Consider the following 14,568-nt stretch of genomic DNA (forward strand, 5'->3'; position numbering starts at 1 on the left):
TGTCCGACCTTATGGAAACAGTGGTCGCTGTCCGCGATGCGTTGACGAGGTTCGGCTACGCGTTGTCGGATTCCACGCGTACACAGGTGCTGCTCCGCCTGCGGACCGGCGGGGCCTACCCGTCCGAGTTGGCCGAGTCGATCGGCGTCACGCGGCAGTCGCTGTCGAATCACCTGAGCTGTCTACGTGGTTGCGGTTTGGTGGTTGCGGTACCGGAAGGGCGCCGCACGCGATATGAACTGGCCGATCAGCGAATTGCGCACGCGCTCGACGACCTGCTCGGGCTCGTTCTGGCGGTGGACCCGGCCTGCTGTGACAATGCCGCTGACGAGGACTGCTGCTGATGGCGTCGGAACTGGGGATGCCGTCAGCGGGCAGCCGGACGACGAGCAGTCCGAAAATCAGCGCTGAGCGTCGGCAGCTGCTGCAGCGCCGGATTCAGTGGTTCGTCGCGATCACGATCACCTACAACGTGATCGAGGCGGTGATCGCACTCACCGAGGGGGCGCGGGTGTCGTCGGGTGCGCTCATCGGATTCGGCCTCGACTCGGTGATCGAGGTGTCGTCGGCGGCGGCGGTGGCCTGGCAGTTCGCCGGTGGTAATCCGGAGCGGCGGGAGAAGATCACGCTGCGGATCATCGCCTTCTCCTTCTTTGCTCTGGCGCTCTACGTGAGCACCGACTCGATTCTCGCGCTCCTCGGTTTCGGTGATGAGGCCCAGCATTCGTCGATCGGGATCGCGTTGGCCGCGGCGAGCGTGGCCGTGATGCCGGTGCTGTCGTGGGCGGAGCGTCGCACCGGGCGCGAGCTCGGATCCCTCACGGCGGTCGCTGATTCCAAACAGACGCTGCTGTGCGCCTACCTCTCGGCAGTGTTGCTTGTCGGACTGTTGCTCAACAGTCTGCTCGGGTGGTCGTGGGCCGATCCGATTGCGGCGCTGGTGATCGCCGGTATCGCGGTCCGCGAGGGCGTCAATGCATGGAAGGGCGACGCATGCTGTGCGCCGGCCATCGGCCGCGACGTCACGGCCGATGACTGTGACTGCTGCGACGACTGACTCGTTCTCGCGCCACCTTCCGCTGGCCCGTGCGATCGAGGCGAGCGTACTCGTTCACTCTGCGCCCGTTGCGACTTCGTTCCGCGGGGACCATGGTTGTTGGTCCCACGGGCGATCGAGGGGTTCCATTTCGCCACCGAACGGGAAAAACGCCTGCTGCGCGTAGGTCTCTCTGCCCAGGCCGTGTCCCAGCTCGTCGACGAAGGCGCGCTTGAGCGGATTGGTGAACAGTTGACGCGTGTATCGCAACGTCAGCGGCGGGCGCTTGACCAGTTCACGCGCCAACTCCCATGCGCGATCGAGCACTTGCGCCTTGGGGAGGACTTCGTTGACGACACCCCACTCCTTCGCTTCGTGGGCGTCGAGTTTCTTGCCGGTCAGCAGAAAGTATCGCGCCCTCGTGTGGCCGGCGAGGAAGCTCCAGATGACATGCTGTCCGTCGCCGGGCACTTGACCACGTGGAAAATGTGACGCGTCTTGAAAGTAGGCGTCCTCGCTGGCCAGCATGATGTCGCCGAGTAGAGGAACCTCGGAGTGCATGTTGCAGGGACCGTTCACGGCGCTGATCATCGGAACGTCGACATCGAGGATGTTGGTGATCGTCTGACGCGCGTACCAGGCCTTCTCGTCCAGCTTGTGGAGGCCCTTCGCCCCCGGCATGGCCTGATAGATGGGCTCGGGAGGCAATTCACCGTTGGGCAGCCGGCCCCAGTTGGCGTTGTAGTTGTCGCCGGTTCCGGTATGGATCAGCACTTTGATCTCGCGATCACCCGCGATGTCGGCGAAGGCGTCCGACATGTCGTCATGAGCCTGCCAGTCCCACACCAGGCTGCCACCGTTCGTGTGGCACTGCATGAGTAGGATGCCGTCTTCGGTGAGCTCGAATCTGTAGTTGGCATAACGATTCTCGTACTCGCTGAATCGCGTCCTTCGTGCCATGATCGTCCTTCCATCACACAACCACCGGTCGATACACACGTGGGACACCCCGCATCCCGTGCGTATGGACCATACATTTGTTGGTAACGGTTTCCAATAGATCATCAATCGTTGGGAACCGGATCAGCGCACGAGTTCGTCTCCTACACGGACGCCATTCGCAGTCGCGCTCACGGCTGTTCGTATTCATCGAAGCGCGGATCGCGCTGGTGGCCGTCAACCGGTTCGGTCATATCTCGTCGGGAACCGAACGGGAATCCGTACATCGCGAGCAGCAGGCCGCTGCCGATCGCGACAACGCCGCCGAGCAGTGCCATTCGGATCAGGTCGCCGATCGACTCCGTTTCGTCGGCACGCAAGAGTCCGGACAGACTCGGCGCCATCACGACCATCGCCAGGAGCCCTGCCGCACACCACATCAGCTGTGCGGTGCGCAGTAGGCCCCGACCCCGCCTGTCGGTTGTCCACACGTCCAATCCGGACAGTCCGGTACCCAACGCCAACAGCGCGACGGCGATTATGACCAGGGCATTCACGCGTCGGCTCCTCGGCTCGGGCGAGGGACGTCATCGAGCTCACCGGCACCGATGCGCTGGCGGACCGATGATGCGGACACGGCACCCAGTGCTGACATTCGTTGTCGATAGTACGTCACCGGAGTGGCGACAGCGCGGTGCAGGTCGCAAGCGAGGGTGAGGTGGTACGTACTAGTCACGGCCGCGACCGATCGTCAGGCGTTGGCCGAGAACTGAATCGTCCAGTGCTCCATCGTACCACGCGCGGTGCCCGTTGACCCACGTGGACTGCACAGTGCTGCGAAATGTCTCGCCTTCGAAGGGCGACCATCCGCACTTGGCCAGCAACTGCTCCTGTTCGATGCGCGCAGACTTGCGTGGATTGACCAAAACCAGGTCAGCGAAGCTGCCTTCCCTCAGGTAGCCGCGGTCGGAAATGCCGAACAGCGTTGCCGGCGCATGGCAGGCCCGCTGGACCAGGGTCTCGATCGAGATCTCGCCGTCGAGGACTCGCTCGAGTGCCACCGGAAGGAAATGCTGCACGAGAGGCAGCCCCGCGGGCGCCGCGAGGTACGGTGCCGCCTTCTCGTCGAGAGTGTGCGGCGCATGGTCGGTGGCCAGCACATCGAGGGTGCCGTCGTCGAGCGCGGCGATGAGCTCCCGGCGATCTCGCGGGAACTTGATCGACGGGTTGCATTTGATCCTGTTGCCGAGCCGAGTGTAGTCGTCGGCGTCGAAATGCAGGAAGTGGACGCAGGTTTCGGCGGTGATGCGCTTGCGTTCAAGCGGGGTGTGCCGGTCGAACAGGCCGAGTTCGTCGGCTGTCGAAATATGCAGTACATGCAGACGCGCGTCGTGGCGCAGTGCGAGGTCCATGGCGAGGCGGGTCGACGTGATGCACGCCGCGGCATCACGGATATGAGGATGACGCGAGGCATCGATGTCGTCGCCGAACTGCTCTTTGTCGCGCGCCAGGTTGGCCTCGACGGTGGGAGTGTCCTCGCAGTGCGTGATGATCAAGGTGTTGGCATCCCGGAAGACGAGTTCCAGGATCGCAGGGTCATCGACGAGCATGTTGCCCGTGGACGCACCCATGAATACTTTGACGCCACAACCGTGTTGGTGCGTGAATCGCCGGATCGCCTCGATGTTGTCATTGGTGGCGCCGAGGTAGAAGGCGAAGTTCGCCAACGAACTACGCTGCGCCCGAGAGTATTTGTCGGCGACCGCTTCCAGTGAGGTCGTTGGCGGCGTTGTGTTCGGCATCTCCATGAAACTGGTGATGCCGCCGGCGACCGCAGCCCGGGACTCGGTGGCGATGGTCGCCTTGTGCTCGAGACCCGGCTCACGGAAGTGAACCTGGTCATCGATGACACCGGGTAACAACCACGCACCGTCGGCATCGACAACGCGATCGTGCGGTCGCGCGGTCAGGTCGGAGCCGATGGTCTCGATGCGCTCGCCGCGCACGCGCAGATCACCGTCCCAGCTGCGCCCCTCGTTGACCAGTCGTGCGTTCCGGATCAGCCAGTCGCCCACGTGGTTGTGACTCCTCACTTCGCGTCATGGTTCAGATAGTTCGTCGATCCAACTCGTGTCCACGGAGAAACCGGACGGCGCCGGGAACGTCTCGTCGATCACGGCTTCCACGATCGCTCGGACCTGGGGCGACATCCGGGTCACCGACCACTGATCTTGTAGGGCGAGGACGCTTCGCAGCGCGGCGGCGGCATCGGAATCCGAGACCGCGACCGTCTGCGCGAACGCGCGGATCTTCGACGGACTCAGGCGCGCAGTCCGCCCGGCGTCGTACTCGTCGCCGAAGTCTCGCCATGCCTGCAGGACGGCAGCCTGGATACGTGGGGCGTCGGCGATGAGGACGGCCATCGCATCATCGGTCTGCGGATTGTCCCCTGTCCGATGATTCGCCGACATGCCGAGTTCCGAGCGTTTGAGCGTTGCGAGCCGTGCGCCGAGGAGGGCACGCAATTCCCGCACACCTTCGGGAACGTCCACGCAGCGGTAACTCTCCGTCAGCGCGGGCGCCAGAACCGCCGAGGCTGCAGACGAGGGCACCGAGTCGAACCGCGCCAGCCCGTTCGACTCCGCGGCGTAGCGTTCGAATCCGGCGATCGCTTTGTCGATCGAGGTGGTCAGCACGATGTCAGTGAAGAAGCCGCCGCGGTGCGAGAGGTTGACGAAGCCGACGAGCGCGTGCGGTTCCTCGGGGCCGGTAAAGGTGCACATCACGGTGGATTCGTCGCCGAAGACATCGGCGTACTCATACGTGTCGAGCGGGGACGCTCGACCCAGGTACGCATTCCAGCTCGGCTCGGTGGCGCCCCGTCCGCTGATCAGCTCTGCGGCCTGGGCCGCGGCGTGCCGGGAGCGGGCTGTTGGAGCCACGGCCGACATCGCCCTCGCCAATGCCAGGTAGTCCGGCCCGTTCTGGTCGGCCAGCGTGTCCAGGAACCCGAGCACCACCGCTTCGTCCTCATCGTGCTCGTCCCGAGTGGTCAGCGCGGAAACGAGTTGAGAGGCATACGCTTCGCTTCTGAGAGGATCGACCTCACCGCGCAGCGCGCGCATGGCGTGTCCGAGTGCCCTGATGTGGTCGTCGACGGGGTCGTGGCGGCGCTGCCGGGTGTCGGTCCCGCGCTTTTTCTTGGGCCGACGTTTCTTGCTGACCGGACTCACGCGTGCGAGTGGGCGTGGACCGGAGCCCAGCGCGGCAGGGGATCGGGGTAGCCAACCCAGGCTGCGGGTCCCGCCGCCAATTCGTCATCGGTGAGGAGCGCGCGGGAGAGCAGTTCCTTCGGCGCCCACTTGTCGAGCTTCACGCCGATGAGCACCACTTCTTGTCCCGGCGGGACTTCGGTGGCCGACCACGCAGCCGCGGGTTCGATCATCAGATTGGGACCTGCCTGCGACCAGACGGCCGCCGTATCAGGCCGGCTCGCCACCCAGCAGAAGCCTTTGCTCCGGAGCAGCCCTCGCAAGCCCTCCAGTGCTTCGTGCAGCCGCTGCGGATGGAACGGTCGGTCCGAGCGAAAGACGGTGCTGCTGATCCCGTACTCCTCGGTCTCCGGGGTGTGCCCGCCGGCCAACTCCTCCTCGTACCCGGCAACGCGGCGGGCGGCCGTCACGTCGAACAGTCCGGTACCCAGCACCTTGGTGATGTCGATCTCGCCGTTGACCACACGAACGATTTCGACGTGCGGGTTGAGCCGCCGCAAGGTCGCTTCGGTGGCACCCGCAAGCTTTTCGGGGACCAGGTCGGTCTTGGTCAGCACGATGATGTCGGCGAACTCCACCTGGTCGACGAGGAGGTCGGCGATCGATCGCACGTCTCCCTCGCCGGCCTCCAGGTCACGGTCGCCCAATCGCTCGCCCTTGGCCAGCTCGGACAGGAACGTCGCAGCGTCGACCACGGTCACCATCGTGTCCAGCTTCGCGACGGTCGCCAACGAGAATCCATCGGTGAACTCCCAATCGAACGTCGCCGCCACCGGCATCGGTTCCGAGATGCCGGTGGACTCGATGACGATGTGATCGAAGCGCCCCTCGCGAGCAAGCCGGGCGACGGACTCCACCAGATCCTCCCGCAATGTGCAGCAGATGCACCCATTGGTGAGTTCGACGAGTTTCTCCTCGGTCCGGTCCAGATGCGCGGACCCCGCCATCGGTCCATCGACGAGCTGAGCGTCGATGTTGACCTCGCTCATGTCGTTGACGATGACGGCGACACGTATACCGCCTCGATTGGAGAGGATGTGATTGAGCAGGGTCGTCTTGCCGGCGCCCAGGAAGCCGGACAGGACGGTGACGGGTACGCGCGATGAGTTCGGGCTGTGCATACCTTAATGGTAACGATTCTCATTAAGCGTCGCACGCCAGGGATCTTGCCGATTTGGCAAGTTACTACCTGGGCCGGGGTCCCTGCAGTGACCGGATCATCGCTTCGAGGTCGCCGATCACGGCTCGCTCACTCCGGCCCGAAGCCGCGGCCAACTCGATCGCCAACAGGCGCGACACCGTCGCCAATCCGACCGCGGCCTCGTCGGGGTCGCGTTGATCGCGCACCGCGCGGGCAAGTGCCTCCTCCGAATCGTATTCCGCGTGGGACCACGTCGTCAGGATTCTCAAACCTGTATCGATACACCGAAATTGGGTATCAGTGACCCAGGAACCTCCGTTGGTCGCCATGGTCTCGCTCAGTCGACCGATGCGCGGTAGATGACCTCGATCGAGTCGTTGAGGGTGCGATCGAACTCCGCGTCATCCTGCTGATCGGTCAGACCGTCGAGAAGTGCGCGACTGAAACTCGCGATGAGGCCGGGATTCCTCGCGAGCCGTGCGCAGGCGTCGTCGCGGGAGTAGCCGCCGGACAGCGCCACGACCCGCGCAACCTTGGGATGGGCGATCAGGTCTGCGTAGAAGTCGTCGACGGTGGGGATGGTGATCTTGATCGACACCTTGACATCCCCGAGCTCCTGAAGCCCGTTCAGCAGCTCGGCCTTCAGTTGCTCCTCGGCCTCGACCTTGTCCGGCGCCTTGATGCTCACCTCGGGTTCGAGAATGGGAACCATGTCGGCGGCCAGGACCGTCGAGGCGACCTCGAACTGCTGGGCGACCACCCGCTTGATCCCGTCCGCGTTCGCCGAGTGGATGACTGAGCGTTCCTTGGTCCCGAACACGCCGCGTCCGTGTGCGTCGGCGAGGGTCTGCTCGAGTCCGGGAATGTCCTTCATGAGCTGTACCCCGTCCTGCTCCTCGAGCAGGCCCTTGTCGATCTTGAGAATCGGGACGATCTGCTTCTTCTCCCAGAGATACCGTGCGAACTCCGTCCCATCGATCTGTCGGTCCAGCGTGCCCTGGAACAGAATCGCGGCCAGAATCCGCGAGCTGTCGAAGGACGGGCTGAGGACGATTCGGGTTCGTGCGGCGTTGATGAGGTCGAACATCTCCTCGTCGGTGGAGTATCGGTCGTCGGCGATCCCATAGTCGCGCAACGCTTTGGGGGTGCTTCCACCGCTCTGGTCGAGTGCGGCGATGAATCCCTGGCCGGTTTCGAAACGGGTGAGCTGATCGATCGCGGGCATGGTCTGCCTCCGTGTGTGTCGTCGATGGGTGCCTTCCACATCCTAAACGAGAATGATTACCATTTGTGGCATGGAGGTCGACAACGAACGAGGCGGTCCGATGGTGACCGTGTGTGCCGGTCATCGATGCAGAGCGCTCTGGCAGCTACTTGACGAATCGTCCACAGACCCTGGCGACGTCATGCCCCATCGCACCTCCGATCAGCTCAGGCACACCATCCGGGATACCCCTGGAGGAGTGCTGGTGAGGTCGCAGTGTCTCGGGATGTGCCACGAGGGTGCCGTCGTCGCGGTCGCGTATCGAAAGGCGGGAACGATGCGGGGACTGTGCGGCCACGCGTTCTCATCGGTGAATCGCACCCCGGTGCTGCGCGATCTGCTCAGCTGGATTCCGCAGATCACCTCGTCCGCCGAGTGTCGGGAGGTTCCGCGGACCCTCCGCCCCGTCATGATCAAGCCGCGTGGCCGTCGATGACTGTGCCGACTGTTTATCCGTTCACCGCCGTCCTCGGGCACGACGCATTCAAGAGCGCTTTGCTGCTGACCGCGGTCGACCCGGGGATCTCAGGTGTCTTGGCGATGGGGGACCGGGGTACGGCGAAAACCACACTGATCCGCGCACTGGGAAGTCTCCTCGACCTCGCAGGAGTGGCCTCGCCGGTGATCGACCTTCCGTTGGGTGCCACCGAGGACCGGGTGGTCGGCGCGCTGGATGTCGACCGTGCTCTGAGCACGGGGGAGGCCGTGTTCCGGCCGGGATTGCTAGCCGAGGCCCACGGCGGCTACCTGTACATCGACGAGGTCAACCTCCTCGACGACTTCCTGGTGGATCTGCTCCTCGATGTCGCCGCGAGCGGCACCAACATCGTGGAACGCGACGGGATCAGTCACCGACATGCCGCTCGGTTCATCCTGGTCGGTTCGGGAAACCCGGAGGAAGGACAATTGCGGCCGCAGCTCGAAGACCGGTTCGGCCTCTCGACTCACGTGCAGACGATCGCCGATGTCGACCTGCGCATCCAGATCGTCCGGCGTCGACTCGAGTTCGACGCCGACCCGACGGGTTTCGCGAACCGATTCGCCGTCCGGCAGCGTCAGTTGGCGCAACGTCTGGTCGCCGCCCGCGAATCCGTCGATGACATCGACGTCGACGACCGGGTTCTCACCACTGCGGTGCAGCTGTGTGTCGAGGTCGGCGCGGTCGGTCATCGTGGCGAGGTGACACTCATCCGGGCCGCGCGAGCGCTGGCGGCCCTCCGTGGTCGGCGCGCGGTGACACCGGCCGATCTCGGTGACGCCGCGATTCCGGTGTTGCGCCATCGCATCCCGCGCGATCCGTTCGAGCGGCCGGCGGTGGCGACCGCCCGGGTACACAACGCCGTCACGGCGGTCGTCGGCCGGGTGGCCGCCTGACATGACCGTACTTCCCTGGCAACGTCATCCGGAGTCGCTCCTGACGTCCGGACAGGAGCGACTCTGTCGCGTGTGGCGAACCAGCGGAACGTTCGGGTTGCTGCTGGTCGGTGATGCGTGGTCGCGAGAAGTCCTGATGAAACACCTCACTCTCCCCGGTGCGCCGGTGTTGACCGCGAGTATGTCGGAGTCCGACCTGATCGCCGACCGCTCCGCCACCGGTGCGCCGACACCATCGATCTTCGAACGGGCCACCGGGGCCGGCATGATGATCCCGTCCGCCGATCTCGTCGACCCCGCGGTGGCGACCATGATCCCGTGCGACCGGCTCCTCGCCTCTGCACCGGATGTGGAAAGCGTCCCCGCGGTCCTTCTGTCACGCCTGCCCGTCGTGGTCGGGCTCGGTGTGCGACCGACCGTGCGAAGCCGGCGACTGCCCGAGCCCGACAATGCGCAGATCGACGCGTGGGTGGTCGGGTCGCTGGCGGCCAACGGGCTCAACGATCACCGGCTCGAGATCGGAGCGGTCCGATGCTTGACCACCCTTGCGGCCGATAGCGCTTCGCTGAGCACGACACTCGCCCGGCACATCGTCGAACCTCGGCTTGCACCCATGGTCGAGGCGTCGGCTGCACCCGAGACAGCCGACGGCGCACCACCGGCCGACGCCCCGGCCTCGGGCAACGCCGCGGGTGAACTCGGTCGGGACGAGGCCGACGTGTCCCGGGTGCCCGAGACCCATGCCGACCACGTGGCGATGCCCGAGTGGGCCACGGTGCCAACTGCCCGGCGGTACGCCGCGAAGCGTTCACCGGGCCGACGCGGCGCGTTGGTGCGTGCACGGCGCGGTCGGGTGCGGCGGGTCGTCGACTACGACGCTGCACTGGGCCTCGATGTTCTTCAGACGTTGACGGCCGCCGGGCGAAGCGGACAGCTCGACCGCGACGCTTTGCGCAGCAGTATCCGGGTGCGTAGAGGCGGCCGACTGACCGTCATCATCGTGGATCGGTCGGACTCGATGAGCGGCGTGCGTGGGCGGGTCGCGGCCGCCACGGCGCTCGGCGCCCTCGGCGAGACCATCGCCAACAGGTCGATGGTCGCGGTCATCGCCGCACGCGGTGCGGCGGCCGAGGTGGTCGTCGAGCCGACGCGCGATCTGCTGGACGCACACGCCGTCATCGCCGGACTGCCGGCGGGTGGTGGGACGCCTCTGGCGTCCGCCTTCCTCCTCGCTGTGGGGCTGCTCGAGGACGATCCCGACATTCAGGCGCGCGTACTCGTGCTGTCCGACGGTGGTACCAATGTGCGTCTCGAGGACGAGGTCACCCCGGAATCCGATTCGGCTCTGGCGCAGTCGGAAACAGCGCTGAAGCTGCTCGTGCAGCGCAGTGAGCAGGTGGTCGTGATCCCCACGGCCAACCCCGGAGTGCGCGTGCGTCCCGACGACCTCGAGTGGTTCACTCGCGCGGGCGCGATTGTTCGTGGCCCCGGCGATCGTGAAGATCGCGGGAATTGACTGTCTCATAGCGCAATTCGCATTTGAAGGCAGAAGTAGAACGTGTTTCACTTTTCGTGATCAGTCACATCGACGAAGGAGTGGGCAATGAACAGGATGGCCGGCAAGGTAGTTCTGATCACCGGTGCAGCACGCGGTCAAGGCCGCAGCCACGCTGTTCATCTCGCGGACGAAGGCGCGGACATCATCGCCTTCGACATCTGCGCGGACATCGCCTCGAACGAGTACGCGCTTGCGACTCGCGAGGACCTCGACGAGACGAAGAACCTGGTTGAGAAGGCCGGCCGCCGATGCGTCGTGGGAGAGGTGGACGTGCGCGACAGGGTCGCGCTGGAGGGCGGACTGAGACAGGCGGTGGCTGATCTCGGCGGGCTGCACGCCGTCGTCGCCAACGCCGGCATCTGCCCATTGGGTAGGGAGGTCGGGGTCGAGGGTTTCGTGGATGCTTTCGATGTGGATTTTGTCGGGGTTGTCAACACCGTGCACGTGGCGTTGCCGCACCTGTCCGAGGGGGCATCCATCGTGGTGACCGGTTCGGTCGCCGGACTCGTCCCGCAGACGGGTATCAACGGCATGGAGGCGTTGCAGGGTCCCGGTGGTGACGGGTATGGGTTGGCGAAGAAGTTGCTGAGTGCCTATACCTCGTCGCTGGCCATGACGTTGGGACCGATGAGCATCCGCCTCAACACAATCCATCCCACCAACGTCGACACCGACATGCTGCAGAGCGCACCGATGTATCGCACATTCCGGCCGGATCTCGAAAATCCGACCCGGGAGGATGCCCTGGAGACATTCCCGTTCATGCAATTGATGCCGACCCCGTGGGTGGACGCCGCCGACATCTCGCACGCCGTCGTCTACCTCGCCTCGGACGAATCCCGGTTCGTCACCGGCCAGCAACTTCGCGTCGACGCCGGCGCCGGGATGAAGATCGGTCTGTGAGAGTCGGGCCATCGGGTCTGTCGGAACGTCGATCTCGTCGGCGGTGCCGCCCGAGTGGTCGCTGCCAGTCCGGGTTCGGTATCGTCGCTAACGATAGTGGTATTCGTTTCCATCAGCTGGAGTGACCGCCCGTGCCGACATCCGCGCCGATCAGATCTGACCCAGGGGCGGAGTCTCGTCGGCGGTGGTCTGGTGGTGGGCCGAATCCTCTTGTCTGGAGTGTCCTGCTGACGGTGGTGCTCACCGTCTCCGTGCTCGTCGCGATCGGCCTCGGTTCGGCTTCGGTGGCGCCGGCGGACACGGTGCGATACCTGTGGGCCGCCGTCACCGGGGGCTCGATCTCCTCGGACGAGGTCGCCTCGTATCAGATCATCTGGCAGATTCGCACCCCGCGCGTACTGCTGGCCGCCATCGTCGGTGCGGGCCTGGGTGCTGTCGGAGTGGCGGTTCAGGCGCTGGTCCGCAACCCCCTCGCCGACCCGTACATTCTCGGGGTCTCCTCGGGCGCGGCGGTAGGTGCCGTTGCCGTCTCGCTGTTCGGGGCGCTGGCGATGCTGGGGATCTATGCGGTGTCCGCGGGTGCCTTCATCGGTGCACTGCTCGCCACTGCGATCGTGTATCTCATCGCCTACGGGAGGATGGGCGTGACACCGTTGCGGCTGGTGCTGACCGGTGTGGCGCTGTCGTTCGGGTTTCAAGCGGTGATGAGCGTGATGATCTACTACACGCCCAGTGGCGAGGCGACCGCGACGGTTCTCTTCTGGACGATGGGGTCGTTCGGCGCGGCCACCTGGGGTTCGCTTCCCTTGGTCGCGGTCATCGTGGTCGTCGGTGCTCTCGCCCTGCGCCGAAGCAGCCGATCCCTGGACGTGCTGGCGTTGGGCGACGAGACCGCCGCGGCTCTCGGCGTCGCGGCATCACGGGTGCGCAAACAGCTGTTCCTCGTCACCGCGGTGATGACCGGTGCGATGGTGGCGGTGAGTGGCGCGATCGGATTCGTCGGCCTCGTTGTCCCGCACATCACCCGGATGATCGTCGGTGCAACGCATGCTCGCCTGCTTCTGATCGCGCCGTTCGTGGCCGCCATCCTCATGGTCTGGGTCGATCTGCTGGCCCGAACCCTGGTCGCACCACGCGAACTGCCGCTCGGAGTGCTCACCGCGATCATCGGGGTTCCGGTGTTCATCTCGCTGATGCGTCGACGCGCCTACGTGTTCGGTGGGCGCTGATGGACCTCGGCATCGAGGGCCTCACGGTGACCGTCGACGGGCGCCACCTGGTCCAGGAACTGGGATTGACGCTGGCGTCGGGGGAGATCGTCGGCCTCGTCGGACCGAATGGTTCGGGCAAATCAACGGCATTGCGCTGCGTGTACCGCGCGCTGAAACCTTCGGGCGGGGTTGTGCGTGTCGGCGGGGACGACGTGGCGCAGATGACACTGCGGGAAACCGCGCGCCGCGTGGCCGCGTTGACGCAGGAAGCGCAATCGGACTTCGACTTCACCGTCGACGAGGTCGTGGCGCTGGGGCGAACACCCTTCAAGAGCGGCAACGAACCGTTGACCGCTGCCGAACGCGACCTGTGTCGAGACGCGATGCGCCACACAGACATCGCTCATCTGGCCGACCGAGGGATTCTGAGTCTGTCCGGCGGTGAGCGACAACGCGTGATGATCGCGCGAGCTCTCGTACAGGAACCACAGGTCCTCGTCCTCGACGAACCGACGAATCATCTGGACATCCGTCACCAGATCGCCGTACTCGGCCGGCTCCGAGGGTCCGGACCGACCTGCCTCGTTGTCCTGCACGACCTGAACCTCGCCGCAGCGACATGCGATCGCCTGGTGGTCCTTTCCGAGGGGCGAGCGGCAGCTGTCGGCCCACCGGCCGACGTCCTGACCGAGCAGCTCATCGCCGAGGTCTTCGGCGTCGACGTCACAGTCGTACCCCACCCGCTCACCGGTGACCCGCAAGTGTTGTTCACCCTTCCCGGCGTGGAGGCGGCGCAGCAGTCCGTACCCGATACCGAAACACCGACCGAAAAGAGTGAATGACATGGAATTTGCAGTGTCGCGTCCACGATCCGCCGCGTTCGGAGCTCTCGCCCTGTGCGCCGGGCTGCTGGCCGGATGCGGGGCCGAGGTCGACGAGTCCGACGAGGCGCAGACCACCACTGTGAACAGGTGCGGTGAAGCCGTCGAGTACACCGTTCCGCAACGTGCGGTCGTGTACGAGGGTGGAAGTGCGGACAAGATGTTCGCGCTCGGACTCGTCGATCACGTCCACGGTTACGTGCTGCCGCCGGCAAATCCGCCGGTCTCCGAGTCCCCGTGGGCCGCCGACTACGAACAGGTCGAGTTCCTCTCCGACGACCTCCTCAACCGCGAGCTCGTCGTCGATGCCAACTCCGATTTCGTTGTGGCCGGCTGGAACTCGGGCTTCTCCGACTCGCGGAGCATCACGCCCGAGATCCTCGACACGCTGGGGATCCAGAGCTTCATGCACGCCGAGTCATGCTTCAACTACCCGGGATTCCCCGAGCAGCACACACCTTTCGACGGGCTCTATACCGACATGGAACGTCTGGGGGCGATCTTCGGTGTCGAGGACCGTGCTGCGGATGTGGTGGAGCAGTACAAGAATCGGGTCTCAGCTGTTCAGGAGCAGGCGCCGGACGGACCTCCCGTGAAGGTGTTCCTGTACGACAGCGGCACGGACCAACCGTTCACCGCGGCATCCCAGGTCCCGCCGAACGACATCATCCGGTTCTCCGGCGGGGAGAACATCTTCGGCGATGTCGAAGCACGATGGACCGAGGCGAGCTGGGAGGCGGTTGTCGAAGCGGCGCCGGAGGTCATCATCATCCTCGACTACAACGATCAACCAGCGCAGGAGAAGATCGACTTCCTCAAGTCGGATCCCCGCACCGCCGCACTGCCGGCGGTGGTCAACGACCAGTTCTTCATCCTCGACTACAACGAGGCGATCTCGAGCCCCCGCAACGTCGACGGGCTCGAGAAGTTCGGTGCGTATCTGCGTGACTACGTGAACAACCGCGGCTAGCGGGACACTGGCGGCGGGA

The 14,568-nt window shown here is 65.1% G+C and carries 16 protein-coding genes; 9 read left to right on the top strand and 7 right to left on the bottom strand.

The window, feature by feature from the left end:
- Positions 1 to 11 precede the first annotated feature (11 nt).
- Complete coding sequence (locus tag V1Y59_RS01255; protein WP_330503010.1) at positions 12 to 344, top strand: ArsR/SmtB family transcription factor; 333 nt, start codon at positions 12 to 14, stop codon at positions 342 to 344.
- Positions 344 to 1,057 (top strand): cation efflux transmembrane domain-containing protein, encoded by a 714-nt coding sequence (locus V1Y59_RS01260; protein ID WP_330503011.1) that lies wholly within the window; start codon positions 344 to 346, stop codon positions 1,055 to 1,057. Before V1Y59_RS01255 ends, V1Y59_RS01260 begins: the two co-directional genes overlap by 1 nt.
- Positions 1,058 to 1,111: 54 nt before the next feature.
- On the opposite strand, the gene V1Y59_RS01265 is transcribed toward V1Y59_RS01260, so the two are convergent.
- The 7 genes from V1Y59_RS01265 to V1Y59_RS01295 form a co-directional block, all read right to left on the bottom strand.
- Entirely contained in the window at positions 1,112 to 2,035 is a 924-nt protein-coding gene (locus V1Y59_RS01265) for an enoyl-CoA hydratase/isomerase family protein (RefSeq protein ID WP_330503012.1), read from the bottom strand.
- 131 nt (positions 2,036 to 2,166) lie between these two features.
- Positions 2,167 to 2,532, bottom strand: coding sequence for a hypothetical protein (locus V1Y59_RS01270; protein ID WP_330503013.1), 366 nt, complete (start codon positions 2,530 to 2,532; stop codon positions 2,167 to 2,169).
- A 171-nt stretch (positions 2,533 to 2,703) separates the two neighbouring features.
- On the bottom strand, positions 2,704 to 4,050 hold the full coding sequence (locus V1Y59_RS01275) for a dihydroorotase (RefSeq protein ID WP_330503014.1): 1,347 nt from the start codon (positions 4,048 to 4,050) through the stop codon (positions 2,704 to 2,706).
- Between the two features lie 24 nt (positions 4,051 to 4,074).
- Positions 4,075 to 5,208 carry a hypothetical protein gene (locus tag V1Y59_RS01280; RefSeq protein WP_330503015.1) on the bottom strand — a complete coding sequence of 378 codons (1,134 nt, stop codon included), beginning with the start codon at positions 5,206 to 5,208 and terminating at the stop codon, positions 4,075 to 4,077.
- Complete coding sequence (locus V1Y59_RS01285) at positions 5,205 to 6,368, bottom strand: GTP-binding protein (RefSeq protein ID WP_330503016.1); 1,164 nt, start codon at positions 6,366 to 6,368, stop codon at positions 5,205 to 5,207. Before V1Y59_RS01285 ends, V1Y59_RS01280 begins: the two co-directional genes overlap by 4 nt.
- 64 nt (positions 6,369 to 6,432) lie before the next feature.
- The gene (locus tag V1Y59_RS01290) at positions 6,433 to 6,657 is read right to left on the bottom strand and encodes a hypothetical protein (RefSeq protein WP_330503017.1); all 225 of its coding nucleotides are present in this window, start codon (positions 6,655 to 6,657) and stop codon (positions 6,433 to 6,435) included.
- 68 nt (positions 6,658 to 6,725) lie between these two features.
- Positions 6,726 to 7,613 carry a fructose bisphosphate aldolase gene (locus tag V1Y59_RS01295; RefSeq protein ID WP_330503018.1) on the bottom strand — a complete coding sequence of 296 codons (888 nt, stop codon included), beginning with the start codon at positions 7,611 to 7,613 and terminating at the stop codon, positions 6,726 to 6,728.
- Between the two features lie 244 nt (positions 7,614 to 7,857).
- Between V1Y59_RS01295 and V1Y59_RS01300 the strand changes: the two genes are divergently transcribed.
- From V1Y59_RS01300 to V1Y59_RS01330, 7 genes are all read left to right on the top strand, one after another.
- Positions 7,858 to 8,088, top strand: coding sequence for a hypothetical protein (locus V1Y59_RS01300; protein ID WP_330503019.1), 231 nt, complete (start codon positions 7,858 to 7,860; stop codon positions 8,086 to 8,088).
- On the top strand, positions 8,085 to 9,026 hold the full coding sequence (locus V1Y59_RS01305) for a magnesium chelatase ATPase subunit I (RefSeq protein ID WP_330503020.1): 942 nt from the start codon (positions 8,085 to 8,087) through the stop codon (positions 9,024 to 9,026). Before V1Y59_RS01300 ends, V1Y59_RS01305 begins: the two co-directional genes overlap by 4 nt.
- Position 9,027: 1 nt before the next feature.
- On the top strand, positions 9,028 to 10,542 hold the full coding sequence (locus V1Y59_RS01310) for a VWA domain-containing protein (protein WP_330503021.1): 1,515 nt from the start codon (positions 9,028 to 9,030) through the stop codon (positions 10,540 to 10,542).
- 87 nt (positions 10,543 to 10,629) lie between these two features.
- Positions 10,630 to 11,487 (top strand): mycofactocin-coupled SDR family oxidoreductase, encoded by an 858-nt coding sequence (locus tag V1Y59_RS01315; RefSeq protein WP_330503022.1) that lies wholly within the window; start codon positions 10,630 to 10,632, stop codon positions 11,485 to 11,487.
- Between the two features lie 227 nt (positions 11,488 to 11,714).
- The gene (locus V1Y59_RS01320) at positions 11,715 to 12,716 is read left to right on the top strand and encodes a FecCD family ABC transporter permease (protein ID WP_431309078.1); all 1,002 of its coding nucleotides are present in this window, start codon (positions 11,715 to 11,717) and stop codon (positions 12,714 to 12,716) included.
- Positions 12,716 to 13,540: an ABC transporter ATP-binding protein gene (locus V1Y59_RS01325; RefSeq protein WP_330503024.1), complete on the top strand. Its 825-nt coding sequence runs from the start codon at positions 12,716 to 12,718 to the stop codon at positions 13,538 to 13,540. Before V1Y59_RS01320 ends, V1Y59_RS01325 begins: the two co-directional genes overlap by 1 nt.
- Position 13,541: 1 nt before the next feature.
- Positions 13,542 to 14,549: an ABC transporter substrate-binding protein gene (locus V1Y59_RS01330; protein WP_330503025.1), complete on the top strand. Its 1,008-nt coding sequence runs from the start codon at positions 13,542 to 13,544 to the stop codon at positions 14,547 to 14,549.
- Positions 14,550 to 14,568: the final 19 nt, after the last annotated feature.

The organism is Gordonia prachuapensis (genome assembly GCF_036350515.1).
GTDB lineage: Bacteria > Actinomycetota > Actinomycetes > Mycobacteriales > Mycobacteriaceae > Gordonia > Gordonia prachuapensis.